23 protein-coding genes and 1 pseudogene are annotated in these 24,548 nt (G+C 60.4%); 10 read left to right on the forward strand and 14 right to left on the reverse strand.

All coding sequences use genetic code 11. From position 1 onward, the window contains the following. The first annotated feature begins 14 nt into the window (after window positions 1-14). On the forward strand, window positions 15-1,328 hold the full coding sequence (locus tag AO353_RS11750) for an ATP-binding protein (protein WP_054595096.1): 1,314 nt from the start codon (window positions 15-17) through the stop codon (window positions 1,326-1,328). A 167-nt stretch (window positions 1,329-1,495) separates the two neighbouring features. Here AO353_RS11750 and rimK read toward each other — a convergent pair whose 3' ends face one another. Then, window positions 1,496-2,401, reverse strand: a complete 906-nt coding sequence (gene rimK / locus AO353_RS11755) for a 30S ribosomal protein S6--L-glutamate ligase (RefSeq protein WP_054595097.1) — start codon at window positions 2,399-2,401, stop codon at window positions 1,496-1,498. Further along, window positions 2,398-2,880: an ATP-dependent zinc protease gene (locus AO353_RS11760; RefSeq protein ID WP_054595098.1), complete on the reverse strand. Its 483-nt coding sequence runs from the start codon at window positions 2,878-2,880 to the stop codon at window positions 2,398-2,400. Before AO353_RS11760 ends, rimK begins: the two co-directional genes overlap by 4 nt. Before the next feature lie 219 nt (window positions 2,881-3,099). On the opposite strand from AO353_RS11760, the gene AO353_RS11765 reads away from it, so the two are divergent. From AO353_RS11765 to AO353_RS11775, 3 genes are all read left to right on the forward strand, one after another. Then, on the forward strand, window positions 3,100-3,507 hold the full coding sequence (locus AO353_RS11765) for an RNA-binding S4 domain-containing protein (protein WP_054595099.1): 408 nt from the start codon (window positions 3,100-3,102) through the stop codon (window positions 3,505-3,507). Between the two features lie 331 nt (window positions 3,508-3,838). After that, a complete protein-coding gene (gene hslO, locus AO353_RS11770) occupies window positions 3,839-4,741 on the forward strand; it encodes an Hsp33 family molecular chaperone HslO (RefSeq protein WP_054595100.1) in 903 nt (300 codons plus the stop codon). A 179-nt stretch (window positions 4,742-4,920) separates the two neighbouring features. Further along, a complete protein-coding gene (locus tag AO353_RS11775; RefSeq protein WP_054595101.1) occupies window positions 4,921-6,462 on the forward strand; it encodes a phosphoenolpyruvate carboxykinase in 1,542 nt (513 codons plus the stop codon). A 133-nt stretch (window positions 6,463-6,595) separates the two neighbouring features. Here the strand turns inward: AO353_RS11775 and AO353_RS11780 are convergent, their stop codons facing one another. From AO353_RS11780 to AO353_RS11795, 4 genes and pseudogenes are all read right to left on the reverse strand, one after another. Then, a complete protein-coding gene (locus tag AO353_RS11780) occupies window positions 6,596-6,958 on the reverse strand; it encodes a DUF1493 family protein (RefSeq protein ID WP_054595102.1) in 363 nt (120 codons plus the stop codon). A gap of 89 nt (window positions 6,959-7,047) precedes the next feature. Then, window positions 7,048-7,170 (reverse strand): annotated as a pseudogene (locus AO353_RS11785) (transcriptional regulator); the annotation flags it as partial. 89 nt (window positions 7,171-7,259) lie between these two features. Next, window positions 7,260-7,556 carry a hypothetical protein gene (locus AO353_RS11790; RefSeq protein WP_054595104.1) on the reverse strand — a complete coding sequence of 99 codons (297 nt, stop codon included), beginning with the start codon at window positions 7,554-7,556 and terminating at the stop codon, window positions 7,260-7,262. 206 nt (window positions 7,557-7,762) lie between these two features. Further along, window positions 7,763-8,044: a hypothetical protein gene (locus AO353_RS11795; protein WP_054595105.1), complete on the reverse strand. Its 282-nt coding sequence runs from the start codon at window positions 8,042-8,044 to the stop codon at window positions 7,763-7,765. A 309-nt stretch (window positions 8,045-8,353) separates the two neighbouring features. On the opposite strand from AO353_RS11795, the gene AO353_RS11800 reads away from it, so the two are divergent. The 4 genes from AO353_RS11800 (at window position 8,354) to AO353_RS11815 (ending at window position 13,339) form a co-directional block, all read left to right on the forward strand. Continuing rightward, complete coding sequence (locus AO353_RS11800; protein WP_054595106.1) at window positions 8,354-9,529, forward strand: tetratricopeptide repeat protein; 1,176 nt, start codon at window positions 8,354-8,356, stop codon at window positions 9,527-9,529. A gap of 67 nt (window positions 9,530-9,596) precedes the next feature. Next, a complete protein-coding gene (locus AO353_RS11805) occupies window positions 9,597-10,727 on the forward strand; it encodes a polysaccharide deacetylase family protein (RefSeq protein WP_054595107.1) in 1,131 nt (376 codons plus the stop codon). Between the two features lie 171 nt (window positions 10,728-10,898). Further along, a complete protein-coding gene (locus AO353_RS11810) occupies window positions 10,899-12,833 on the forward strand; it encodes a RecQ family ATP-dependent DNA helicase (RefSeq protein ID WP_054595108.1) in 1,935 nt (644 codons plus the stop codon). 74 nt (window positions 12,834-12,907) lie between these two features. After that, a complete protein-coding gene (locus AO353_RS11815) occupies window positions 12,908-13,339 on the forward strand; it encodes an acyl-CoA thioesterase (protein WP_054595109.1) in 432 nt (143 codons plus the stop codon). Between the two features lie 65 nt (window positions 13,340-13,404). On the opposite strand, the gene AO353_RS11820 is transcribed toward AO353_RS11815, so the two are convergent. The 5 genes from AO353_RS11820 to yrfG form a co-directional block, all read right to left on the reverse strand. Beyond that, window positions 13,405-13,890 (reverse strand): glycine zipper domain-containing protein, encoded by a 486-nt coding sequence (locus AO353_RS11820; protein WP_054595110.1) that lies wholly within the window; start codon window positions 13,888-13,890, stop codon window positions 13,405-13,407. Between the two features lie 263 nt (window positions 13,891-14,153). Beyond that, a complete protein-coding gene (locus AO353_RS11825; protein ID WP_054595111.1) occupies window positions 14,154-16,502 on the reverse strand; it encodes an FdhF/YdeP family oxidoreductase in 2,349 nt (782 codons plus the stop codon). Beyond that, window positions 16,499-17,338, reverse strand: coding sequence for a formate dehydrogenase accessory sulfurtransferase FdhD (gene fdhD / locus AO353_RS11830; protein ID WP_054595112.1), 840 nt, complete (start codon window positions 17,336-17,338; stop codon window positions 16,499-16,501). Before fdhD ends, AO353_RS11825 begins: the two co-directional genes overlap by 4 nt. A gap of 94 nt (window positions 17,339-17,432) precedes the next feature. Then, complete coding sequence (locus tag AO353_RS11835) at window positions 17,433-18,320, reverse strand: LysR family transcriptional regulator (RefSeq protein ID WP_054595113.1); 888 nt, start codon at window positions 18,318-18,320, stop codon at window positions 17,433-17,435. Window positions 18,321-18,514: 194 nt separating this feature from the next. Beyond that, window positions 18,515-19,177, reverse strand: coding sequence for a GMP/IMP nucleotidase (gene yrfG, locus AO353_RS11840; protein WP_054595114.1), 663 nt, complete (start codon window positions 19,175-19,177; stop codon window positions 18,515-18,517). 88 nt (window positions 19,178-19,265) lie between these two features. On the opposite strand from yrfG, the gene nudE reads away from it, so the two are divergent. Together nudE and cysQ are read left to right on the forward strand one after the other, a co-directional pair. After that, window positions 19,266-19,832, forward strand: a complete 567-nt coding sequence (gene nudE / locus AO353_RS11845; protein ID WP_054595115.1) for an ADP compounds hydrolase NudE — start codon at window positions 19,266-19,268, stop codon at window positions 19,830-19,832. Continuing rightward, a complete protein-coding gene (gene cysQ, locus AO353_RS11850; RefSeq protein WP_054595116.1) occupies window positions 19,829-20,665 on the forward strand; it encodes a 3'(2'),5'-bisphosphate nucleotidase CysQ in 837 nt (278 codons plus the stop codon). The genes nudE and cysQ overlap by 4 nt, the downstream gene beginning before the upstream one ends. Before the next feature lie 150 nt (window positions 20,666-20,815). On the opposite strand, the gene AO353_RS11855 is transcribed toward cysQ, so the two are convergent. The 3 genes from AO353_RS11855 to AO353_RS11865 are packed head-to-tail and all read right to left on the reverse strand — an operon-like array spanning window position 20,816 to window position 24,530. Then, a complete protein-coding gene (locus tag AO353_RS11855; protein WP_054595117.1) occupies window positions 20,816-21,271 on the reverse strand; it encodes a YiiD C-terminal domain-containing protein in 456 nt (151 codons plus the stop codon). Window positions 21,272-21,321: 50 nt separating this feature from the next. Continuing rightward, on the reverse strand, window positions 21,322-22,725 hold the full coding sequence (locus AO353_RS11860) for a sigma-54-dependent transcriptional regulator (protein WP_054595118.1): 1,404 nt from the start codon (window positions 22,723-22,725) through the stop codon (window positions 21,322-21,324). Continuing rightward, window positions 22,722-24,530, reverse strand: a complete 1,809-nt coding sequence (locus AO353_RS11865; RefSeq protein WP_054595119.1) for a sensor histidine kinase — start codon at window positions 24,528-24,530, stop codon at window positions 22,722-22,724. The genes AO353_RS11860 and AO353_RS11865 overlap by 4 nt, the downstream gene beginning before the upstream one ends. Window positions 24,531-24,548: the final 18 nt, after the last annotated feature.

Below are 24,548 nucleotides of genomic sequence, written 5' to 3' on the forward strand. Positions count from 1 at the left end.
TGTAGCGGTTGTCTATGAAAACCCCCGTGTGGTTCCCCCAAAGTTTCTTCTCTCGCACCCTCTGGCTGGTGCTGATCGTCGTGCTGTTTTCCAAGGCGCTGACCCTGGTTTATCTGTTGATGAACGAGGACGTGCTGGTGGATCGCCAATACAGTCACGGTGTCGCGCTGACCTTGCGTGCCTACTGGGCTGCGGACGAAGAAAACCGGGCAAAGATTGCCGATGCCGCAACACTGATTCGTGTGGTGGGCGCCGGTGTTCCCGAGGGTGAACAGCATTGGCCCTATAGCGAAATCTACCAACGACAGATGCAGGCCGAACTGGGTGCCGACACCGAAGTGCGATTGCGCATGCACGCACCGCCGGCGCTTTGGGTTCGGGCCCCGAGCCTGGGTGACGGCTGGTTGAAAGTGCCGCTGTACCCGCATCCGTTGCGTGGCCAGAAAATCTGGAACGTACTCGGCTGGTTTCTCGCCATCGGCTTGTTATCCACCGCGTCGGCGTGGATTTTCGTCAGCCAGCTCAACCAACCGCTCAAGCGGCTGGTCGATGCCGCCCGGCAACTGGGCCAGGGGCGTAGCGTGCGCCTGCCGATCAGCGACACACCGAGCGAAATGACCGAGGTCTATCGGGCGTTCAACCAGATGGCGGAAGACGTTGAACAGGCCGGCCGCGAACGTGAATTGATGCTCGCCGGGGTATCACACGACCTGCGCACACCGTTGACCCGCTTGCGTCTGTCGCTGGAGCTGATGGGTAATCACAGCGACCTGAGCGACGACATGGTGCGTGACATCGAAGACATGGACGCGATTCTCGACCAGTTCCTGGCATTCATTCGCGATGGTCGGGACGAGTCGGTCGAGGAAGTCGACCTGAGTGATCTGGTGCGCGAAGTGGCGGCGCCTTACAACCAGAACGAGGAGCGGGTGCGCTTGCGTCTGGAGCCGATCCAGCCGTTCCCGTTGCGCCGGGTCTCGATGAAACGTCTCTTGAACAACCTGATCGGCAACGCCTTGCATCACGCTGGCAGCGGCGTTGAGGTGGCGGCGTATGTTTCGGGCGACGTCAGCGCACCTTACGTGGTGCTGAGCGTCATGGACCGTGGCGCCGGGATCGATCCGTCAGAGCTGGAAGCGATCTTCAACCCGTTCACCCGTGGCGACCGCGCGCGGGGCGGCAAGGGCACCGGGCTAGGGCTGGCCATCGTCAAGCGGATTGCGTCGATGCATGGCGGCAACGTTGAACTGCGCAACCGCTCCGGTGGCGGCCTGGAAGCGCGAGTGCGGTTGCCGCTTGGGCTGATGTTGCCGAGGGATGCTGTCTAACGGCAGGTCGCGATCCTTGTGGCGAGGGAGCTTGCTCCCGCTCGGTTGTGCAGCAACCGCAAAACCAGCGATTGTGTTTAACCTGATCCAGCACAACCGCTGCATTTGGGAGTCCTTCGGCCTCCAGCGGGAGCAAGCTCCCTCGCCACCATGGGACTGGCCGAGCGCTAGCCTTTTCCTTTGGTCCGCGTCATATTCGGCCCGCCGTTCTTCTCGATGTGCTGAATGATGATCCCCGCCACGTCTTTGCTGGTGGTGGTTTCGATCCCTTCCAGCCCTGGCGACGAGTTCACTTCCATCACCAGTGGCCCATGGTTGGAACGCAGGATATCCACACCCGCCACGCTCAAACCCATGACCTTGGCCGCACGCAGCGCGGTCATGCGCTCTTCGGGGGTGATCTTGATCAGGCTGGCGCTACCGCCACGGTGCAGGTTGGAACGGAACTCGCCGGGCTTGGCTTGACGCTTCATCGCGGCGATCACCTTGTCGCCGACCACGAAGCAGCGAATGTCCGCGCCGCCGGCTTCCTTGATGTATTCCTGAACCATGATGTTCTGCTTGAGGCCCATGAACGCCTCGATCACCGACTCCGCCGCCGTCGCCGTTTCACACATCACCACGCCGATGCCCTGAGTGCCTTCCAGCACCTTGATCACCAACGGTGCGCCGTTGACCATTTCGATCAGGTCGGGAATGTCGTCCGGCGAGTGAGCAAAACCGGTGACCGGCAAACCGATACCGCGACGAGAAAGCAATTGCAGCGAGCGCAGTTTGTCCCGCGAGCGGGCGATGGCCACCGACTCGTTGAGCGGGAACACGCCCATCATTTCGAACTGGCGCAACACCGCGCAGCCGTAAAAAGTTACCGAGGCGCCGATCCGCGGGATCACAGCGTCAAAGCCTTCCAGCGGCTTGCCGCGGTAGTGGATCTGCGGCTTATGACTGGCGATGTTCATATAGGCACGCAGGGTATCGATCACCACCATCTCATGGCCGCGTTCGGTGCCGGCTTCAACCAAACGACGAGTGGAATACAGACGCGGGTTCCGCGACAGCACAGCGATCTTCATGCAACACCTGTGGAAGAGGTAGTGGACACCGGGAACACCGGCTTGTCTTGAACGTATTTAATGCCTGGATTGACCACCAATTGGCCGTCGATCAGGGCTTTGGAACCGAGCAGCAGGCGATAACGCATGGACTTGCGGCAGGCGAGGGTGAACTCCACTCGCCAAACCCGATCGCCGAGCGCCAGGGTGGTACTGATCACGTAACGCACCTGTGCTTGGCCGTTGGAGCTTTTAATGGTCTTCATCGTCACCAGCGGCGCTTCGCAGCGGCGGTGACGCAACTGCACCACCGTGCCCAGGTGCGCGTTGAAACGCACCCACGTTTCCCCGTCGCGCTCGAACGGCTCGATTTCGGTGGCATGCAGGCTGGAGGTGCTGGCGCCGGTGTCGATCTTCGCCCGCAGGCCCGCAACTCCCAAATCAGGGAGCGCCACCCACTCGCGCAGACCCACAACGGTCAAATGGTCAAATGTCTTCAAATGTGCTCAACCGGTGAGGAACCGTTCGCACCGCAAAGCGGCCGAATTTGCGGTATTCACGCAGAATAAAGGTTAAAAGGCGACAGATATCTACGGCCCGGATTCTCGGCTGCCGAGCGAGGCTCGAAAGCGTCGCGCATTGTATGCTGAACCGGCGAAATTCATGGCACGACAGAAACGGTAGTACAGTTCAGAAATATTTCAGAATGAGGAAAACCCATGGCACAAAAAAACGAAGAGGACGACAAAGTCCGTCTCGATAAGTGGTTGTGGGCGGCGCGCTTCTACAAAACCCGTGCGTTGGCCAAAGCAGCGATCGAAAGCGGCAAGGTGCATTGCCGGGGGGAGCGCTGCAAGCCGGGCAAAGAACCGAGGATTGGTGACGAGTTTCAGATCCGCGCCGGTTTCGATGAGCGCACCGTGGTGGTCCAGGCACTCTCGATCGTCCGCCGTGGCGCCCCTGAGGCCCAGACGTTGTACGTTGAGACCGAAGCCAGTATCGCCAAACGCGAAAACGCCGCAGCCCAGCGCAAGGCCGGCGCCCTGGGCGTCAGCACCGACGGCAAACCGAGCAAGAAACAGCGCCGGGACCTGTTCAAGTTTCATGGCGGGAACGCAGGCGAGTAATCGCGCTTGTGTGGCGAGGGAGCTTGCTCCCGCCGGCCTGTCCGCGCTCGGGCGAAGCAGCCGTAAACCCAGCTTCCGGGTAGTACCTGACCTCACCGCGTTGGCCGGGTCTGGGAGTCCTTCGGCCTCCAGCGGGAGCAAGCTCCCTCGCCACAGGCTAACGGGGCTAAACTAGCGAGCATCGTTACGTCGCGGTTCGAGCTTGCTTGGAACAAACCCGGATTGTTCATAAAATGCCTGCCATGGCCAATATTAATGCACCGAAACGGTGCGCAAGGCGCGGCTTTCAGCCCTTGTCATCCTTTAGTCTTCACTTCAGATACCCAGACCTATGACTGATCTACCGGATACCGACTTCACCCAACGCTTCATCTTCGATGACAGCGACACCCGCGGCGAGCTGGTGGCGTTGGAGCGTAGCTATGCCGAAGTCCTCGCCAAACATCCCTATCCGGAGCCGGTCGCGCAACTGCTTGGCGAACTGATGGCGGCTGCGGCGCTGCTGGTCGGCACCTTGAAGTTCGATGGCTTGCTGATCCTGCAGGCGCGTTCCGAAGGCCCGGTGTCGCTGTTGATGATCGAGTGCTCCAGCGAGCGTGAAATCCGTGGTCTGGCCCGTTACGACGCAGACCTGATCGCCGCTGACGCGACTCTGGCCGACATGATGCCCGACGGCGTGCTGGCGCTCACCGTCGACCCGACCCAGGGCCAGCGTTACCAGGGCATCGTCGACCTCGACGGCGCGACCCTGGCCGACTGCTTCACCAACTATTTCGTCATGTCGCAGCAAGTCGGCACGCGCTTCTGGCTGCACGCCGATGGCCGTCGCGCCCGTGGTCTGCTGCTGCAACAGCTGCCGGCCGACCGCCTGAAAGACGAAGAAGAACGTGCCGCCAGCTGGCAGCACATCACCGCGCTGGGCAGCACCCTGACCGCCGATGAATTGCTGAGCCTGGACAACGAAACCATCTTGCATCGTCTCTACCACGAAGAGCAGGTGCGCCTGTTTGATGTGCAGAAACTACGCTTCCATTGCAGTTGCTCGCGTGAGCGTTCTGCAAACGCGCTGTCCAGCCTGGGTCAGGAAGATGCTCAGGCACTGGTCGTCGAGCACGGTGGCCACATCGAAATCGACTGCCAGTTCTGCAACCAGCGCTACCTGTTCGATGCGGCCGATATCACCCAATTGTTCGCCGGAGCGGGTGTCGATACGCCGTCAGATACCCGTCACTAAAACGCTTCAGCGCAGGTAAATTCACTGGTAAACGCCGGAATAACGCCGTCCTGACGGGAGGGCCCTACTATTTTTGGGCTTTTCTGGCATAATCCGGCCCACTTTTTTAGCGGTAGTAGTGCGCGACTTTCTACTACAAAACGTTTGGAGCACTCGGCCACTGGCCGACGGGGAACCTCATGACGCAAGCCAATAATGCTGTGTACACCGATCTGAGTGTTGATGATCTGGTTAAAGAAGCCCTGAGTCGCGGTGAGGGCGAGCTTGCCGATACCGGCGCGCTGGTGGTTCGCACCGGTCACCGTACCGGTCGTTCGCCAGTCGACCGTTTCATTGTTGAAGAGCCAACCACTCAGGCCGCCATCGCCTGGGGCCCGATCAACCGCAAGTTCCCGGCCGACAAGTTCGATGCCCTGTGGGCTCGTGTTGAGGCGTTCAACAACGCGCAAGAGCATTTCGTTTCCCACGTGCACGTAGGTTCGGCTGAAGAGCATTACCTGGCCGTGAAAATGACCACCCAGACTGCCTGGCAGAACCTGTTCGGTCGTTGCCTGTTCATCAACCCGGCCCAGTACAACCCGGCCGGTCGTGAAGAGTGGCAAGTTCTGAACGTCGCCAACTTCGAGTGCGTGCCAGAGCGTGACGGCACCAACTCCGACGGCTGCGTGATCATCAACTTCGCGCAGAAGAAAGTGCTGCTCGCCGGCATGCGCTACGCCGGTGAAATGAAGAAAGCCATGTTCTCGGTGCAGAACTTCCTGCTGCCGGCCGCCGACGTGCTGCCAATGCACTGCGCCGCCAACATCGGCGAAGAGGGCGACGTGACCCTGTTCTTCGGTCTGTCCGGCACCGGCAAGACCACCCTGTCCGCCGACGAAAGCCGTTACCTGATCGGTGACGACGAACACGGCTGGGGCGAGGGCGTGGTGTTCAACATCGAAGGCGGCTGCTATGCCAAGTGCATCGACCTGTCCGAGAAGAACGAGCCGGTCATCTGGAAAGCCATCAAGCACGGCGCCGTCCTGGAAAACGTCGTGATCGACGACGCCAAGCACGCCGACTACACCGATGTCAGCCTGACCCAGAACAGCCGCGCCGCCTACCCGCTGGAGCACGTTGCCAAGCGTTCCGAGAAGAACCTGGGCGGCGAGCCAAACGCAGTGATCTTCCTGACCTGCGACCTGACCGGCGTGCTGCCGCCAGTGTCGATCCTCAATGAAGAACAAGCGGCCTACCACTTCCTGTCCGGCTACACCGCACTGGTGGGCTCGACCGAAATGGGTTCGGGCAGCGGCATCAAGTCGACTTTCTCCACCTGCTTCGGCGCACCGTTCTTCCCGCGTCCGGCTGGCGAATACGCAGAACTGCTGATCAAGCGCATCCGCGGCTTCGGCTCCAAGGTCTACCTGGTCAACACCGGCTGGACCGGCGGCGGCTACGGCGTCGGCAAACGCTTCAACATCCCGACCACCCGCGCGGTGATCGCAGCGATCCAGAGCGGCGCGTTGATCGGTGCAGCCACCGAACACCTCGACACCATCAACCTCGACGTGCCATTGGCTGTGCCAGGCGTTGAAACCGGCCTGTTGAACCCACGCAACACCTGGGCTGACAAGGCTGCTTACGATGAAGCTGCCAAGGCGCTGGCCGGTCTGTTCATCGAGAACTTCAAGAAGTTCGAAGTGAGCGACGCGATCAAGGCTGCTGGGCCGAAGTTGTAATTATCGGTAGTGGTTTGAGGTAAGAGAAAGCCGCCCTTAGGGGCGGCTTTTTTGCGGGCGCAATTCAGGCCAGCGGAGGTAGAACTACCAATATTCCAGCTGAAAAGGCACTAAACGGCCAGAATAATGGCACTTATGTGTTCGGCTTGCCTTCCAGTTCCTGTGTATCCCAGCGTTGCGCCTTGATGGCCTGGTAGAGCATGCCAATGGTCAGCGGGACTTTGTCGCCGCGTCCCTTGGCCCGTCGTTTGAGAAACACGTCAAAGCCTTCGGGCTGAAAGTAGCGATAGGCGTCGTAGTCGACGAAGTCGATAGCGAACTGTTCTTCCAGGGCTTCCATCAGGTGTCGTGCATCCGAGCCATCGCAGCCGAGGTCGAAATTGATCGAGGTGCTGAGGCTGATGGTTTTGCGTTCGGGCAGGCCGAGTTCTTCGTGCAGCAGTTGCATGAGCAGGTGCATGGCGTGGTCGTCGGGGAAGTTGGGGGCGAGGTTCATGGTTAACAGTCCGGTTGAGGCATGTGGGAATGTTATGGGGCGCAGGGTTTGGGTGGAAGGTCCTTGCTACGCGGTTGATCGCTCCCACGCTTACGAATTTCTTTGACTTGCAACGCGTCAACATGGAGTTCGCGAGCAGGTAGACGTTCACCTCGTACGATCTCGTCCATCTGTTGCACGCTTTCCATCAGCTCATCAAAGAACGTGCTCATGGTTGTCTCCAGTGTTCGATGACGGCTTTCAACGCTTTGCGTTCGATCGTTCTCACGCAGAACGTGGGAACGATCTGTTCACTCGAGCTTCAGGCCGGCGCTTTCCAGTTCAGCATGCGTTGTTGGGCGACCTGGAGCAGGTCGCGGCCGTCCTGAGTCAGCAGGTACAGGGCGTGGGTGATGTGGGGAATATCTTTGACGTCGCCGTGTTTGAAGCATTGGCAGTGCAAGGTTTCGAGCAGGTCGCTGGAAGCGCGGATGCGTTGTAGCGCGGCTTCGAGGATGTCTTGCGGGTCGGCCTCTGTGTCGATGATCAGGGGCGAGGTGTCAGTGAGGTTGGTTTGAAGTGGGCGGTAGCGGTCTACAAACGGATTTAATGTGGTCATTGAGGAGCGCCTCTATTTAAGGGAAATGTGTGCCTCTCGTCCGGGTGACCAAGCCCGGTCGCTGATTTTGCAGCGACGCTAACGACTATAGGTGTGGTGTGCAGGCTGGCGATAGCCGACAAGGAGCACGAGGTTGTAGGACGGGGACGAAGATTGGTAAGGCCGTGTCTATCGGTCTGTCCGCCGACGTAGGACGTCTCGTTTTTTTAGCTCGCCATTCGCTGCCGAGCCACCTCAAGCAACTCACTCCCATCCTGAGTCAGCAGATAAAGCGCATTGACGATATTCGGAATGTCTTTCACATCTGCTTGCTTGAAGCACAGGCAATAAAGCGTTTCGAGCAGGTCGCTGGAGGCGCGGATGCGTTGTCGGGCGGCGTCCAGGATGGCGTGGGGGTTGGCCTCGGTGTCGATGACCAGAACCGGGGTTTCGCTGTAGTTGGTTTTGAGTGGGCGATAGCGGTTGTTAGACGGATCGTGCGGGTTCATTGAACGTGTCCTGTAGGAAGTCGCGGCGTCGCTCCTGCAGGCCGACACACGGGGTTTAGCCGCGCCGCAAACTATAGAACCCGATCCCGAAGTCTCGCAAGACAGCCCGAATGGACAGGTTTTGTAGGGGGTTTACTTGCTCTTAAGGCTGGGGACTACTCACCGCCCGAGGTTTTTTTCAGCGAACCCCCTAGAGGTCAATTTTCCTACGCAATTGTCAGGCGAAACGCGGCAAATTTCGGTATGGTGCGCGCCAGAATCCGTAGGGCGTTTCTCGACGTCTGTTTAAACACTTAAAGGGAATTAGGTATGCGATTGCATCGTATGGCTTCGATTTTGTCGCTGTGGGCCGCTTTTGGCTCGGCGCAGGCTGAACAACTGCCGATCGAGGTGTTGAGTGCGGTGGTCAAGGATCAGAAGATCGCCGACGCTGAAGTGCTGTTGCAACGCAACGGCGCGCAGAACGTGGTGGGGCGTACCAATGCTCAGGGCCAGGTCAACCTGACCGCCGATTTTGCCGATGATGCCAGCAACCTGCTGATCATCAAGAAGCCGGGTTACTCCAACCTGGTGGTCAAGTGCCCGTGCAAGGGCATGACCTATGCCGTCAGCCCGGTGATGACCAACCTCGACGGCCTGCGAGTGGTGCTGACCTGGGGCGCAACCCCGCGGGACCTCGACTCGCATATGATCTTCCCCGGCAACAACATCTACTTCGGCAGCAAGCAGGGCACCGACGCTCATCTGGATGTCGATGACACCACCAGCTATGGCCCGGAAACCATCACCCTGGAGAAAAAGCACTACGGCGAGAGCTACGTTTACGCCGTGCATGACTTCAGTAACGGCGGTAATCCAAGCTCGCGTGCGCTCTCCGACAGCCAGGCCAAAGTGTTCGTGTACATGGGCCAATCGCTGGTACGCACTTACTACGTGCCGCAAAACCGCAGTGGCAATCTGTGGACCGTATTCCGCATGACCGGCAGCGGCGATTTCCAGGACATCAATAACTTCACGGGCTCGCAGGTCGATGCCAAGAACGTATTGAACGAAGTCTCGCCGTTGCTCGATGACAGCATGGCCGTCACTGCCGTGGCGGTCAGTGCTTCGGCACTGTCGGATGCGAAAAGCCTGAACCAGAAAGGCGAAGCGGCCTACCACGCCGGCGACCTGCCGCAGGCGATCGACTTCTATCGTCAGGCTATCGAACTGAACAACGGTTTCGGTCAGGCCTACAGCAACCTGGGTCTGGCGTATCAGAAGGCCGGCAACACTGCCGAGTCGATCTGGGCCAACCGCAAGGCTATCGCTCTGGCCAGCGGCAATTCGGCTGCCACTGTTCGCGCCAGTTCCTACTACAACATCGCCCGTATCTATGAAGCGGCGAATCAGTTCCCCGACGCATTGCGTCATTACCAGTTGGCCAAGCAGCAAAAAGCCAACCCGGTGTATGACAAGGCGATCGAGCGCGTGCAAAACCGCTGATCGGTTTGCGTTGAGTTGACCCCACAACGCGCCGCTATCGGCGCGTTGTGCATTTAAGGAGCTGGGTATGCGGTTGCGGGCTTTTACTTTTTTACTGCTCGGTTGCCTGTGGGCAAACACTGCGCAGGCGGTGGGTGCGGCGGTGTTCGCGACGATTGATCGCGGCGGCTGGCCAGGTTCGCTGGCCAGTGAGGCGGGTTTTGATACGGCCTCGCGCGCCGAGATGCTGATGTTCGGCAAGGCGTTGCTGGCCAGCGAAGCACTGGACGAAAACGCCCTGAAGCAGCGTTTGGGTGTGAAGCAAGTCGAGTTCAAATCCGTGGAGCAGGTGCGCCAGCGTTTCTGGGACCGGCTATTGAGCAACTACCGCAGCGCCAGCCAGAACTGCGAGGCCGAGCTGTTTTGTCCACAGGTGCGTGGTCTCGACGATTTGCGTCAGCAGGCGGCTAGCTTCACCGGCGAGGTCGTCCCGGCCTATGCCGCATGGGCTTCGGTCAGCCGGGTATTTCACGAGCAGTATTTGAACGAGCAACTGCGTCTGGCCGCGTTGTTCCCGAGGATCAGCAGCGAGATCGAGCGCTTCGACAGCGCCGAACTGACCGGCGATGAGCTGGCCGACCGACAGTTTCTGCTGACGTTCGACGATGGCCCGAGTGGCATCGACAAGCACACCGATACCGTGGCCAATGTGCTGCGGGCCAACGATTTGCACGGCGTGTTCTTTGTGCTCGGCGAGCCCTTTCAGGCACGCTTGCGTAAATCTTCGCCAGACAAAATGCGCGAGTTGTACCGAGGCCAGTGCGTTGCCCTGCATGGCTGGGAGCACAAATCCCACAGCGCCTGGAGCGAGTGGCAATCGTCGATCAACCGTTCGGTGACGCTGGTACGCGGTACGGTTCCGGATGACTATCAGTCGTTGTTTCGCCCACCGTATGGCCAGCGTCGCAGCGATAGCGCCGGGTTCTTCAAGGCTCAGGGGCTGAAAGTGATGCTTTGGGGCATCGACTCCCAGGACTGGAGCAAACAGATCAACGCAGACGCCGCGACCCAACGTGTGCAGACCCTGATGCTGCTATGGCGCCGCGGGATCATCCTGTTCCATGACATCCACGACAAGGCACCGAAGGCCGTTCCCGCGTTGATTGCGGCGAATCAGCGCAACGGCGTGAAGTGGGTCGACTGTCGGGCCCAAATGTAGGCTCGACTCATTCGTTTACGATCGTTCCACGCCCGGCGCGGAACGATCGATGCTCTTGCGACACGCCCTCCCTGTATCATCCCGTATCTCTTTTGCGCCCGACCTTTTCTCGACTCGCTGCTTTGGCCGGCTAGGCTTTCGGCATGGCAGCAGTCAACGGAGTGACAGCTTATGCACAACACCCTTGAACAGGTCTTTGGTTATCCACAGTTTCGGCCCGGCCAGGAGGCGGCGGTCAGTGCGGTGTTGGCCGGGCGCTCGGCGGCGGCGATTTTCCCGACCGGGTCTGGCAAATCCTTGTGCTATCAGTTGCCGGCCTTGTTGCTGCCGCACCTGACACTGGTGGTCTCGCCGTTGCTGGCGTTGATGCAGGACCAATTGGCGTTCTTGCAGCGTCACGGCATTGCCGCGGCGAGTATCGATTCGGCGCAGAGCCGCGATGACGCCAACGAGGTGATGGCTCGGGCGCGTTCCGGCGAATTGAAGATCCTGATGATTTCCGTGGAGCGCTTGAAGAACGAGCGCTTTCGCAACTTTTTGCAGCAGGTGCCGATCTCGTTGCTGGTGGTGGACGAGGCGCACTGTATCTCCGAGTGGGGCCACAACTTCAGGCCCGACTATTTGAAACTGCCGGACTACCAGCGCCAGTTCAACATCCCGCAAGCCTTGCTACTGACCGCCACTGCCACGCCCAAGGTGATCGCCGACATGCAGGCGAAATTCGCTATCGCGGCGAACGATGTGGTGACCACCGGTTTCTATCGGCCCAACCTGAATTTGCTGGTTGAACCGGTGCGTGGCCAGGACAAGCGCCGGCGTCTGGTGGAGTGGATGAGCCAGCGTGCCGGGCAGCCGAGCATCGTCTACGTGACCTTGCAGAAAACCGCCGAACAGATTGCCCAGCACCTGAGCCAAAACGGTCTTCAGGCCGAGGCCTATCACGCCGGTTTGCCCCACGAACAACGGGAAGCCATTCAGCGTCGGTTCATGGGCGGGCAGTCCAATTGCATCGTCGCCACCATCGCGTTCGGGATGGGTATCGACAAGAGCGATATCCGCAACGTGGTGCATTTCGACCTGCCGAAATCCATCGAAAACTACAGTCAGGAAATTGGCCGTGCCGGGCGTGACGGGCAGCCTTCCGACTGCCTGGTGCTGGCCAACCGCGACAGCCTCAACGTGTTGGAAAACTTCGTGTACGGCGACACGCCGGAGCTGGACGGCATCCGCTGTGTGCTCGACGAACTGCAAGCGGCCGCGCCAGATGGGCAGTGGGAGTTTTTACTGGGACCGCTGGCTGACCAGAGCAATATCCGCCAATTGCCGCTCAAGACCTTGCTGGTGCAACTTGAACTCAAAGGCTTGATCGCCCCGCGTTACGCCTACTTTGCCGAATACCGTTTCAAGTTCCTGCTGGAGCCTGAAGCCTTGTTGGCACGTTTCGAAGGCGAGCGACGGGACTTCGTCGAGGCGATCATCCAGACCTCCAGCCGTGCGCGAACCTGGGCCACGGTGAATTTCGAGGCGCTGTACCAACAGCATCAAGCCGAGCGCAACCGGGTAGTCAAGGCGCTGGATTACTTCCAGGAGAAGGGCTGGGTCGAGCTGGAAAGCAAGCAGATGACCGAGGTCTACAGCCTGCTGTTGACGGACTTCGATGCTCAGGTATTGAGTGCCGAGTTGCATGGCTATTTCACGCAACATGAACGTACCGAAATCGCCCGGATTCACGCGATGCTCGATCTGTTCGCCACCGAGCACTGCCTCGGCTATCGATTGGCGCAGTACTTCGGTGACGAAAACGCGCCGCAGCAGTGCGGGCATTGTTCGGTGTGTCATGGGCAGGTTGCCCGCCTGCCGGAGCCGCCTGAGCTGCCGGCGCTTGTGGATAAAAACTTCGAGTCGCTGTGTGGCGACTTTATCCACAGGCATGAGGCGTACAACGGAGATCTACCGGGTGCGGAACGGCTGACGCGATTCTTGTGCGGTATCAGCGTGCCGTTGTTTACCAAGCTCAAGGCGCGAGCGATTCCGGGGTTTGCAGCGCTGGAGGATTATCCGTATGCCGAGGTACGCGAGTGGGCCGAAGCGAATCTGACTGACTGAACTGTCACTCATGTAGGAGCGGGCCGGGCGGTTTTCGCCTTAGACTGGCTGTTCAATTCCAGGAACCGACACTGATGTCCAACCCGATACCCCAGCGCTCCGACTACCGCCACTTCCAGCCGATCATCACCCGCTGGCACGACAACGATGTCTATGGGCATGTGAATAACGTGACCTATTACAGTTTCTTCGACACGGCGGTGAATACCTATCTGATCGAAGTCGGTGGTCTGGATATTCACGGCGGTGAAGTGGTGGGGTTTGTGGTGAGTTCGGCGTGCGATTACTTCGCCTCGATCGCTTTTCCCGAGCGCATTGAAATCGGTTTGCGGGTGGGCAAGTTGGGCAGCAGTTCGGTGCAATACGAATTGGCGGTGTTCAAGGCCGGGGAAGCGGACGCCTGTGCGGCAGGACGCTTTGTGCATGTGTTTGTGGATCGGGCCTCGAATCAGCCGGTGGCGATTCCCGCCGGGTTACGCAAGGCATTGGAGCAGTTGCTGGTGTGAAACGAAAAATCGCAGCCCGAGGGCTGCGATTTTTTTGGAATCCGTTGCGTGACACTGCTCGAGTATCAGTCGCGATAGTACCGGTGGTGATGCTTGCGATGGCCGTAGGCATGGCCACGGCCTGGGTGGTCATCATAGTCGCGGTAGTAACGGCGGCCACCACGGTCACGACCGCCACGGTCTTCGTCATAGCTGCTGTTGCCCATATGGTTACCCAGCGCACCGCCCACGCCACCGCCGGCGGCTGCGCCGATCAGGCTGCCTGTGGTGCCGCCCATGCTGCGGCCGACCACGTTACCGCCGGCTGCGCCGAGTGCACCACCGATGGCGGCTTCGCCACGGCTGTGTCTGTTGGCACCTACCGCACTACCGCCGGCGCCGCCCAGGGCTGCACCAATGGTCGAGCCGGTGCTGCCACCCAGCGATTGACCAACCACTGAGCCAAGTACCCCGCCCAATGCGCCGCCAACACCTGCCTCGGCGGTGCCACCGGCAGATGCGGCGCCACTGATCAGGCCAAGGGACAACAAGAGAATCGAGGAGAACTTCATGAGAGGAGCCTCAAAGGGATGACGGCGCGATCCTGAGGCTGTGTCGCGATGGTTACAATAGAAATCCGACGAGTAACACGACTTGTGCACAATTTGCTAAGTTATTGTTTTATAGACGGAACTTAATGGATTTTCGCGGGTCTTTAGCTACTTGCGACAGGCCGCTTTGATACAAAAGCGGCCTTTTTTGTGGGCGTTTGGAAAGTGTTCTGACACCGGGTCAGTGAGGTGAACATAGTCCTGTGGTGAGGTTTGACTTTGTCTCAGGCAGACTTCGCCATGATCAACCCGGTTTCGCTTGCTGCTTCCAAACGGATCGCCACGAACTTGGAGGTCGGTGTGTGGCTACCATCACCGATGCTTTCCAGCGGCACCAACGGGTTCACTTCCGGGTAGTAGGCGGCGGCTTGTCCGGCGGGAATATCGAACGCCAGCAAGGTGAAGCCTTTGACGCGGCGCTCACGGCCGTCATCCCAGATCGATACGATATCGGCTTTCTGCCCCGGTTTGAAACCCAGGCGGATGATGTCGGCTTCGTTGACGAACAGCACGTCACGCTGGCCTTTGACCCCACGATAACGGTCGTCGAGACCGTAAATGGTGGTGTTGTACTGATCGTGAGAGCGCATTGATTGCATGATCAGGTCTGGTAACTGCCCGGTGGCGCGGGTGCGCTCGTGCACCAGATCAGCTGGCAGGATGTTCGGGCGGAAATTGGCGCGGCCCGACGGCGTGTGCCAGCGCCGGGCACGTGCGCTGTTGCCGAGATAAAAGCCGCCCGGGTTCTCGATTTTCTGGTTGAAGTCCTTGAAGCCCGGAATAGTGTCGGCAATCAGTTCGCGGATACGGCGGTAATCGGCCACCAGCCAATTCCAGTCGACAGGCGTGGTGCCCAAGGTTGCGGCAGCGATGCCGGCGATGATCGACGGCTCCGAGCGCATCTGTTTCGACAACGGCTGCAGTTGGCCGTTGGAGGCGTGAACCATGCTGAACGAATCTTCAACGGTCACCGCTTGCGCCCCTTCGGTTTGCAAGTCGATGTCGGTGCGCCCCAGGCACGGCAGGATCAGCGCCTCTTTACCGTGCGCCAGATGGCTGCGGTTGAGCTTGGTGCTGATTTGCACTGTGAGGTCGCAATTGCTCAGGGCCTGGAAGGTCCGTGGGCTGTCCGGCGTGGCTTGGGCAAAGTTGCCGCCCAGACCGATGAAGACTTTCGAGCGACCGTCGAGCATCGCGTGGATGGCCTCGACCACGTTGTGACCGTTTTCACGCGGCACCTTGAACTGGAAGCGGCGCTCCAGTGCATCGAGGAAAAACGCCGGTGGGCGTTCGTTGATGCCCATGGTCCGGTCGCCTTGCACGTTGCTGTGCCCACGCACCGGGCACAGGCCCGCGCCCGGCCGACCGATATTGCCGCGCAGCAGCATCAGGTTGGCGATTTCCTGGATGGTCGGTACCGAGTGCCGGTGCTGGGTAATGCCCATGGCCCAACACATGATCACGTTCTTGCCTTTGGCGTACATGCGCGCCGCTTGCTCGATCTCCTCCAGAGTCAGCCCGGACTGCTCGACGATCTGCTCCCATGAGGTGTCGTCGATCTCGCCCAGGTAGTCGAGCACGCTGACGGTGTGTTCGTTGAGGAAGTCGTGGTCGAACACCGATGGCGCGTCGGTTTGCTGCGCCTCACGTTCCCATTGCAGCAGGAACTTGGCCATGCCGCGCAGCAGCGCCATGTCGCCGCCCAACGCTGGGCGGAAGTACGCGGTGTTGGTCGGCTTGTCACCGTTGGTGAGCATTTCGATCGGGTGCTGTGGGTGCTGGAAACGCTCCAGGCCACGCTCTTTGAGCGGGTTGATGCACACCACCTGGGCACCGCGCTTCACCGCTTCGCGCAGAGGTTCGAGCATCCGTGGATGGTTGGTGCCGGGGTTCTGGCCCCAGACGAAAATCGCGTCCGCGTGTTCGAAGTCGTCGAAGGTCACGCTGCCTTTGCCGACACCGACACTCTGCGCCATGGCCACACCGCTGGCCTCGTGGCACATGTTCGAGCAGTCAGGGAAGTTGTTGGTGCCGAAAGCGCGGACGAACAGCTGATAGAGATACGCCGCTTCGTTGCTGGCGCGGCCCGACGTGTAGAACTCGGCCTGATTCGGACTCGGCAGGTTCTGCAGGTGTTTACCGATCAGCGCGAAGGCGGCTTCCCAGCTGATGGGAGTGTAGCGGTCGGTTTCGGCGTTGTAGCTCATCGGCTCGGTCAACCGGCCCTGGTATTCGAGCCAGTAGTCACTTTGTTCCAGCAGCGAGCTGACGCTGTGCTTGGCGAAGAACGCGGCATCGACCCGGCGCTTGGTGGCTTCCCAGTTGACCGCCTTGGCGCCGTTCTCGCAGAACATCACCATGCCCTTTTCCGGAGAGTCGCCCCAGGCACAACCGGGGCAGTCGAAGCCGCCGTTCTGGTTGGTCTTGAGCATTATGCGGAGGTTTTTCAGCGCGTTATCACTGGTCAACCAGGCCTGGGCGACGCTGATCAGCGCGCCCCAGCCACCGGCTGGGCCTTTGTAGGGTTTGTAGCGGGGGACGGGTTTCTGGTCGGCTTGACGATGTTGACTCACGCTTGGTTCTCCGTCGCAGGGCTGTAGACCCGCGGCGCACTTTTTTGCGGCAGGTGGATAAGATTGAGGTTGTGCCGGCGTGCCCATTGCACGGCCAGGCCGGTGGGCGACGACAGGCTGACCAGTGTCTGGATGCCGGCGCGCAGCACTTTCTGGATCAGTTCGAGGCTGCAACGGCTGGTGACTATCACCAGTCCACCTGCCATCGGGATGTTCTGGCGGATCAGCGCGCCAATCAGCTTGTCGAGCGCGTTGTGCCGGCCGATGTCTTCACGGCCCAGCAGCAACTCGCCCTGGTTGTTCATGAACACAGCGGCGTGGACTGCGCCGCTGTATTGGCCCAATGGCTGGAATTCACCGATGCGCTGGCGCAGGCCTTCAAGCCATTGTGCGGGCGGTAAGGGGGCACCGGGCAATACGTTGAGTTGCGGCAAGGCTTGCTCTACCGCTTCGACGCCACAGAGTCCACAACCGCTGGTACCGGCCAGTTGCCGACGTTGCTGCTTGAGGTTCCAGAACGCGCGGCTGGAAATACTGACCTGCGCGTACTGCGCCGAACCGGACCCGCTGAGTTGCAGGTCATAGAGGTCGGACACGTCACTGATGATCCCGCTGCCCAGGCTGAAACCGACGATGAAGTCTTCCAGGTCACTCGGTGTCACCAGCATCACCGCCTGGCTGATGCCGTTGTAGGCGATTGCCAACGCCACTTCCTCAGCGAGCGCGGTGCTGGCTGATTCGCTATGGTCGAGGTTGCAATACTGATAGTTCTGACTGGCGGCTGGCGTGGGCATTTCGACGGCGGGCGCCCCGCAAACCGGACGCTTGGCTTTCATGGGGCAATACCGGCGGTTTATCCAGCCTTAAGCCTAGGCGCGTCAATGTGTCACGTCTAATCGCTATTACTGATCTACCGATAGATGGCGTCGATCAAGAGCTCGTAAGTGATTTCTGATAGTGCGCGAAACACGCTTCAGCCAATGCCGAGCGCGGTGTACCGCGGCGCATGATCAGCCCCAGCCGGCCAAGGGTTTGCGCATTTTCAATCGGTTGCAGGCGCAAATGCTCGGTCAGTGTTTCGAGCCCACCTTCCAGTGGCATCACTGCGCAACACAGGCCACCGTGCACAGCTTGCAACAATTGATGGACCGCGTCGGTCTGTAACAACGGCTGCGGGCTGAGACCACGGCTGTGGAAGTTGTGGTCGATGGACTGGCGAAAGTGCATGCCGCTGGTGAGCATGCCCAAGGGCAGCTCGATCAGAGCCTCCCAGCTCAAGGGCTTTTCACCGAAGCTGAAAAAGCGCTGGTCGTAGAGCAGGCCCATGCGGGTTTCGCTGAAGGCCAATGAATCGAAGCGCTCGCTGTCGAGGCGCTCGAGATAGGACACGCCGAGGTCCAGGCGATTGTTCGCCAAGTGTTCGAGGATTTGCTCCGAGCTCAAGGCCGAGAGTTCGAAACGCAGGTTCGGGTGTTCGGCATGCAGTTGCTGCATCAGCGGCAGCGGATCAAAACTCGACAGTGGCACCACGCCCAGACGCAAGGTGCCGACCAGGTTGCCGCGACAGGCTGCGGCCTCGGCCTGCAAGCCGTCACAGGCGGCCAGTACGGTGCGCGCCCAGGCCAGCACCCGCTCGCCCGGCGCGGTGAAACCTTCGAAGCGCTGGCCACGATTGACCAACGGCAGATCGAGTTCTTCTTCAAGGCTGCGCAAGCGCATCGACAGGGTGGGCTGGGTGATGTGGCAGCGCGCTGCGGCTTGGCCGAAGTGTCGGGTTTCGTCGAGGGCGATGAGGAATTTCAGCTGTTTGATGTCCATCGTCGCTCCGTGGCGCAGGCAAAAGGCGCGATTCTAGCGCTTGTGCCGAAGTTGAGTCATTGGTCGGGCACTGTGGATTTCTAGGCCGTGTGATGGCCATCGCGAGCAAGCTTTGCTCCTACAGACGATTGCGCGATCACACGATCACACGGTCCGTAGGAGCAAGGCTTGCCCGCGATGCAGGCGACTCGATCTCAGAGGCCTGCAATGAGATCCCGATAATCCCCGACGGCTGCAAATTCCGCAGTGTCTTTCGGTTCTTTTCGGCTGTCCGGCTGGCTCACGGCCAACAGATGCGCCACGCCAAAATCCCGGGCACTGCGCAGGATCGGCAACGTATCGTCGATAAACAGGCTGCGGTGTGGGTCGAAGTCGATGTCTGCGTGCAAGGCGTCCCAGAATTGCGGGTTTTCCTTGGCGAAACCGTAATCGTGGGAGCTGATCAACCGCTCGAAGTAGGGCGCCAGTTCGACCTTTTCCAGCTTCAGCGACAACGAGTCACGGTGCGCGTTGGTGATCAGGATCACGCGCTTTCCGGCCTGCTTGATCGCTGCCAGAAAGGTATCGGCGTCCGGTCGCAATGCGATCAGATGGGCGGTCTCGAGTTTCAACTCGCGCACCGGCAGCTTCAGCTCAGCGCTCCAGAAGTCCAGGCAATACCACTGCAACTGACCGGCGTTGCGCTCGAACAACGGCTGCAATTCCAGCTCGGCCATGGCCCGACTGACACCATGCAGCTCGGCATAACGCTTGGGCAGGTGTTCCATCCAGAAATGGTTGTCGTAGTGCAGGTCCAGCAGCGTGCCGTCCATATCCAGCAGAACGGTATCAATGTCGCGCCAGGGCAGTGATGGCATTGAAAACTTCTCCAGCGGTAAAAAGATATCCGACATAAACAATCAAGAAAGCCGCGTTATAGTACCGCGTTCACGCCAAGGAGCCGCCATGCGCCAGAAACCCGAAGTATTAGCCCGCGAGATCGTCGCCACCACCCGCTTGTTCTGCGTTGAAGAGGTGCAGTTGCGCTTTTCCAATGGCGTCGAGCGCACCTATGAGCGATTGGTCGGCAAGGGCGCGGGGTATGGCGCAGTAATGATCGTGGCGATGCTCGATTCCGACCACGCGGTGCTGGTTGAAGAATACTGCGGCGGAACCGATGCCTATGAACTGTCGTTGCCCAAGGGCTTGATCGAACCTGGCGAGGATGTGTTGGCAGCGGCCGAGCGTGAGCTCAAGGAAGAGGCCGGTTTTGGCGCCCGGCAACTGGAGCATCTGACCGAGCTGTCGCTGTCGCCCGGTTATATGAGCCAGAAAATTCAGGTGGTGTTGGCGACTGATTTGTACGAAGAAAGCCTTGAAGGCGATGAGCCAGAGCCGATGCGTGTGGACCGGGTCAATCTGCGAGAGCTCGCGGCGCTGGCGCAGAACCCGCAGTTCACCGAAGGCCGCGCCTTGGCGGCGTTGTACCTGGCCCGTGATTTATTGACCCAGCGTGGAGTGTTTCAACCGTGAGTGATTTCCCCCAGGTTCATCCTTTGCTGGCCCCCGTGGTCGAGTTGGCGTTGAAGGCCGGCGAGGTCATCCTGCCGTTCTGGCGCACAGGCACGGACGTGACCACCAAGGCTGACGATTCTCCGGTCACCGCCGCTGATCTCGCCGCTCATCATCTGATTCTGGTCGGGCTGACAGCACTTGATCCGAGCATCCCGGTGCTCTCGGAAGAAGACGCCGACATTGCGCAATCGGTGCGCGCCGGTTGGCAGCGCTGGTGGCTGGTCGACCCGTTGGATGGCACCAAGGAGTTCATTTCCGGCAGTGAAGAATTCACCGTCAACATCGCGCTGATCGAACAGGGACGTGTGGTGTTTGGCGTAGTGTCGATGCCGACCAATGGCCGCTGCTACTTCGGTGGCGCCGGACTTGGGGCCTGGCGTGCCGACAAGGATGCTGCGCCGCTGCCGATTCAGGTCCGTGACGTACTGCCTGCTGGCGAAGCGTTCACCGTGGTCGCCAGTCGTCGACATTCAAGCCCTGAGCAGGAGCGCTTGCTCGCTGGCTTGAGTGCCAGTCTGGGTGAGCTGCAACTGGCCAATATCGGCAGTTCGCTGAAGTTTTGCCTGCTGGCCGAAGGCGCGGCGGATTGTTACCCGCGTTTGGCACCAACCTCCCAGTGGGATACGGCTGCCGCACAAGGCGTGCTCGAAGGTGCGGGTGGCGAGGTGCTGGAGTTGAGCGGTGAGCCGTTCAGCTATCCGGCGCGAGAGTCGTTGCGCAATGCGTTTTTCCTGGCGCTGCCGGCCAAAGCCGCGTGGCGCGAGAAGCTGCTGGAACTGGCTCGCTCCTGAGCACACCGCAGCCTTGTGGCGAGGGAGCTTGCTCCCGCTGGGTCGCGAAGCGACCCTAATATCAGCCACCGAGAGTATTCAGATGGAACGCGATTACCGGATTACGACCGCTTCGCGGCCGAGCGGGAGCAAGCTCCCTCGCCACAGGGTTTATCGATGCAGCACATACTGCCCGGTAAACGTCACCGCATCCTCATCGCTATCGACGTTGACGACCCGTGTATGCAACGCCAACCGTGCCCGGCCGTAGCGTTGGTACATCGCCAAAAACTTCCTCCACACCGCCGCACTTGGCGCCATGCAAATGGCAATGGCATCGCCAGTGACCGGCAGCGGATAGCTGATCTGACCTTCCTGAATCACGATGTGCCCGCCCTCGACGCCTTCTTCGCGCAGGCGCAAATGCAGCCAGCCCCAACCCGCCAACACCGCGCCACAGTACAAACTACCGCCAAACATGGTGCTCTTGTGATTGACGTTGGCCGCCAGCGGCAAGTGCAGGCGTAATTGCCGGTCGTGCCAGTCGAGTACCTTGAGGCCCATATCCCGTGTGAGGGGAATGTCGCGATGGAGGACGGATTCCAGGTGACGGCTGTCGCGGTTCATGCACGGGCCTCGCAGTGTGGGACGCTTGGGTGAAGGTTAGTCGGCATGGCTCAATCGAGCTCGTCGGCATTGCTGTTGGTGCCAGCGCCATCGGCGAAGTTCAAGCCGTGTTTGCGCAGTTTGTCATGCAGGGTTTTGCGTGGAATACCCAGCGCTTCGGCGACACTGCGCAGTGAGCTGTGAGTGCGCGCCAGTTCGGCGGCGATCAGGTTCTTTTCAAAGCTTTCCACCTGCTCGCTCAGATTTCCGCCGAGCACTGTACTGTGCGGCGCAGCACTGCCATCCGGAACGCTGTTGTCCAGCGCCAGTTCCAGACCCAGGGCGAATCGCTCGGCGGCGTTTTGCAGTTCGCGGACGTTGCCGGGCCAGGAATGGCGCAACAGCAGGGCTCGTTGTCCGGGTTGCAGTTCGTGGGGTGGCAAGCCATGGCGCTCGCTGGCTTCGTTGGCGAAATGCTGGAACAGCATCAGCGCGTCTTCGCCCCGTTCGCGCAGCGGTGGAATGCGCAGTGGTGCGACGTTCAGGCGGTAGTACAAGTCCGCGCGAAAACGCCCTTGATCGGCCGATTGGCGCAGGTCTTCCTTGGTCGCGGCGATGATCCGGATGTCCAGCGGGATCAGCTGATTGCCCCCCAAACGCTCGACCACCCGCTCTTGCAGCAGGCGCAGCAATTTCACCTGCACATCCAGGCTCATGCTTTCGATTTCATCGAGGAACAGCGTGCCGCCGTTGGCGAATTCGAATTTGCCGATGCGGCGTTTTTGCGCGCCAGTAAAGGCGCCGGGTTCGTGGCCGAAGAGTTCGCTTTCGACCACCGATTCGGCCAGTGCTCCGGCATTGATTGCCACAAACGGGCCATTGCGGCGATTCGACAGGTCGTGCAGGGCACGGGCCACGACTTCCTTGCCGGCACCGGTTTCACCGAGGATCAGCACGTCGGCCTTGGTCGGTGCCAATGCGCCGATCTGTTCGCGCAGGCGCAGCATCGGCGCCGATTGCCCGACCAGTCGGGTGCTCAGCTCGTTGCGATCGCTCAAGGCCAACCGCAGACTGCGGTTGTCCAGCACCAATTGCCGCAGGGCCAGGGCGCGGCGCACGCTGTCGAGCAATGCGTCACTGGCGAACGGTTTTTCGAGAAAGTCATAAGCGCCGGCACGCATCGCCTGCACCGCGAGCGGTACATCGCCGTGGCCGGTGATCAGCAACACCGGCAGTTCCGGGTCCTGGGCGTGCAATTCATTCAACAGTTCGAGACCGTCCATGCCCGGCATGCGAATGTCACTGACCACCACGCCCGGCCAGTCGCGCTCAAGGCGCGAAGCGAGGCCCTTGGCTTCGGCCAACGGGAGGATTTTCAGACCGGCGAGATCCAGCGTCTGGCTCAGGGCCTGGCGCAGATGCGGATCGTCGTCGATCAGCACCACCTGGATACGGTTGTCTATGAGGTTACTCATTCACTGCGGTCCTCGGACGGTTGCAGACTTACACCGGGTGCGCCCGCGCGCAGCCGCAGGGTGATCAGGGCGCCGCCTTCCTTGTGGTTGGCGAACGACAGTTCACCGCCGAAGGCGCGCATCAACGTGTCGCAAATGGCCAATCCCAGCCCAAGGCCCTGAGTGCGGGTCTTGGTGGTGTAGAACGGTTCACCGGCGCGACCGAGGGCCTCCATGCAGAACCCCGGGCCGTTATCGCGAATGTACAGGTTGACGCCGTCGGCGGTGGATTCGGCACTCAACCAGAGTTTACGGGGCGGGCCTTTTTCGGTCAGGGCGTCGAGGGCGTTGGCCAACAGGTTACCGAGTACTTGGCGCAGACGGGTTTCGCCGGCCTCGACCCACAGCGTGGCAGCCGGCAGGTCACGGATCAGTTCGACTTCCATTGCCCGCCTGCGCTTGGCCAGCAACGCCAGTGCATCGTCCAGTGCCGGTTGCAGCGCAACGCTTTCCGGGGCGTGACGGTCGCGACGGGCAAAGGCACGCAGGTGGGCGATGATCGAGGCCATGCGCCCGGTCAGTTCGCTGATCAGTTTCAGGTTGCCGCGGGCATCGTCGGTGCGTTGATGGTCAAGCAGCACTTCGGCGTTTTCCGCGTAGCTGCGAATCGCCGCCAGCGGTTGATTGAGCTCGTGACTGATGCTTGCCGACATGGTGCCCAGCGCCGAGAGTTTGCCGGCCTGGACCAGATCGTCCTGGGCGCGCACCAGCTCCTGTTGCGCCTGTTCGCGCTCCAGCACTTCCTGCTTGAGACGGCGGTTGAGCCCTTCGAGGTCGCTGGTTCTTTCGGCGACGCGCGCTTCCAGTTCGCGGCGGGTCTTGGCCTCGAAGGCGATGCGCTGCAAGTAGTGGCGACGGCGTTGCATCATCAGTCCCAGCAGCAACATCAACACCAACAGCGTCGCCCCACCGATGGCCACTACCGTGCGCACGGGGCGGTCGATCAAGGTTCTGGGCGCGAGGATGCTGACGCTCCAGCCGGTTTCTTCGATCTGCTGAGTCTGGATCAGCCAAGCGTCCGGGTTGAGGTTCAGCGGTTGCGGATCACGGGTCGGGTAGGGCTGGACGGCAGAGATCGCGTGGCGTTCTTCGTCAGTCAGCGGTCGGGTCGCCCTGAAGCGCCACTCCGGGCGTGAGGTGATGATGACCACTCCGTTGTGATCGGTCAGCAGCAGTTGCTCGGGGGTTTTACCCCAAAGGCTTTCGGTGTGGTCGAGGTCGACCTTGACCACCAGCACACCGATGATCTGCTCGCCATCGCGCACGGCTCCGGCAAAGAAATAACCGCGTTTGGCCGACGTCGTGCCCAGGCCGAAAAAGCGCCCGAGGCGGCCTTGCATGGCTTCGCTGAAATACGGTCGGAAGGCAAAGTTACGCCCGACAAAACTATCGTGTTTGTCCCAGTTGGACGCCGCCAGGGTCTTGCCGTGGGTGTCCATCAGGTACATGACTTCGGCGCCAGTCTGGGCGCGGATGTCCTTGAGCAGGCGATTGGCGTTGTCGGTGGCCTGCGGCTCATATGGCGCGGCGAGAACGGCACGTAGGGCCGGTAGATCACCGAGGATCTGCGGCAAGACTTCATAGCGGTGCAGGGTCCCCAGCAGGTTGGCGACGTAGAGGTCCAGCGTCTGGCGGTTTTGTCCAACCAGCTCGCTGCGGTAATAACGCTCGGCCAGGTGCTGCAGGGGCCACAACAACGGCGCCAGGCACAGGGCGAGCAGCGCCAGGCTGCGCCAGCGGGGTCTGCGGGGGAGTGTTGGGGTCATAAGCATCGGGCGCCTGAA

The sequence above is a fragment of the Pseudomonas fluorescens genome (assembly GCF_001307155.1).
GTDB classification, from domain to species: domain Bacteria; phylum Pseudomonadota; class Gammaproteobacteria; order Pseudomonadales; family Pseudomonadaceae; genus Aquipseudomonas; species Aquipseudomonas helvetica.

Coding starts and splice junctions, on each gene's coding strand:
- AO353_RS11765 (WP_054595099.1), top strand. CDS start 3,100: ATGGCACAAAAAAACGAAGAGGACGACAAAGTCCGTCTCGATAAGTGG.
- AO353_RS11820 (WP_054595110.1), bottom strand. CDS start 13,890: ATGAAGTTCTCCTCGATTCTCTTGTTGTCCCTTGGCCTGATCAGTGGC.
- AO353_RS11810 (WP_054595108.1), top strand. CDS start 10,899: ATGCACAACACCCTTGAACAGGTCTTTGGTTATCCACAGTTTCGGCCC.
- AO353_RS11780 (WP_054595102.1), bottom strand. CDS start 6,958: ATGAACCTCGCCCCCAACTTCCCCGACGACCACGCCATGCACCTGCTC.
- hslO (WP_054595100.1), top strand. CDS start 3,839: ATGACTGATCTACCGGATACCGACTTCACCCAACGCTTCATCTTCGAT.
- fdhD (WP_054595112.1), bottom strand. CDS start 17,338: ATGAAAGCCAAGCGTCCGGTTTGCGGGGCGCCCGCCGTCGAAATGCCC.
- AO353_RS11775 (WP_054595101.1), top strand. CDS start 4,921: ATGACGCAAGCCAATAATGCTGTGTACACCGATCTGAGTGTTGATGAT.
- AO353_RS11750 (WP_054595096.1), top strand. CDS start 15: ATGAAAACCCCCGTGTGGTTCCCCCAAAGTTTCTTCTCTCGCACCCTC.
- AO353_RS11855 (WP_054595117.1), bottom strand. CDS start 21,271: ATGAACCGCGACAGCCGTCACCTGGAATCCGTCCTCCATCGCGACATT.
- AO353_RS11805 (WP_054595107.1), top strand. CDS start 9,597: ATGCGGTTGCGGGCTTTTACTTTTTTACTGCTCGGTTGCCTGTGGGCA.
- AO353_RS11800 (WP_054595106.1), top strand. CDS start 8,354: ATGCGATTGCATCGTATGGCTTCGATTTTGTCGCTGTGGGCCGCTTTT.
- AO353_RS11860 (WP_054595118.1), bottom strand. CDS start 22,725: ATGAGTAACCTCATAGACAACCGTATCCAGGTGGTGCTGATCGACGAC.
- rimK (WP_054595097.1), bottom strand. CDS start 2,401: ATGAAGATCGCTGTGCTGTCGCGGAACCCGCGTCTGTATTCCACTCGT.
- yrfG (WP_054595114.1), bottom strand. CDS start 19,177: ATGCCATCACTGCCCTGGCGCGACATTGATACCGTTCTGCTGGATATG.
- AO353_RS11815 (WP_054595109.1), top strand. CDS start 12,908: ATGTCCAACCCGATACCCCAGCGCTCCGACTACCGCCACTTCCAGCCG.
- AO353_RS11790 (WP_054595104.1), bottom strand. CDS start 7,556: ATGACCACATTAAATCCGTTTGTAGACCGCTACCGCCCACTTCAAACC.
- nudE (WP_054595115.1), top strand. CDS start 19,266: ATGCGCCAGAAACCCGAAGTATTAGCCCGCGAGATCGTCGCCACCACC.
- AO353_RS11865 (WP_054595119.1), bottom strand. CDS start 24,530: ATGACCCCAACACTCCCCCGCAGACCCCGCTGGCGCAGCCTGGCGCTG.
- AO353_RS11835 (WP_054595113.1), bottom strand. CDS start 18,320: ATGGACATCAAACAGCTGAAATTCCTCATCGCCCTCGACGAAACCCGA.
- AO353_RS11795 (WP_054595105.1), bottom strand. CDS start 8,044: ATGAACCCGCACGATCCGTCTAACAACCGCTATCGCCCACTCAAAACC.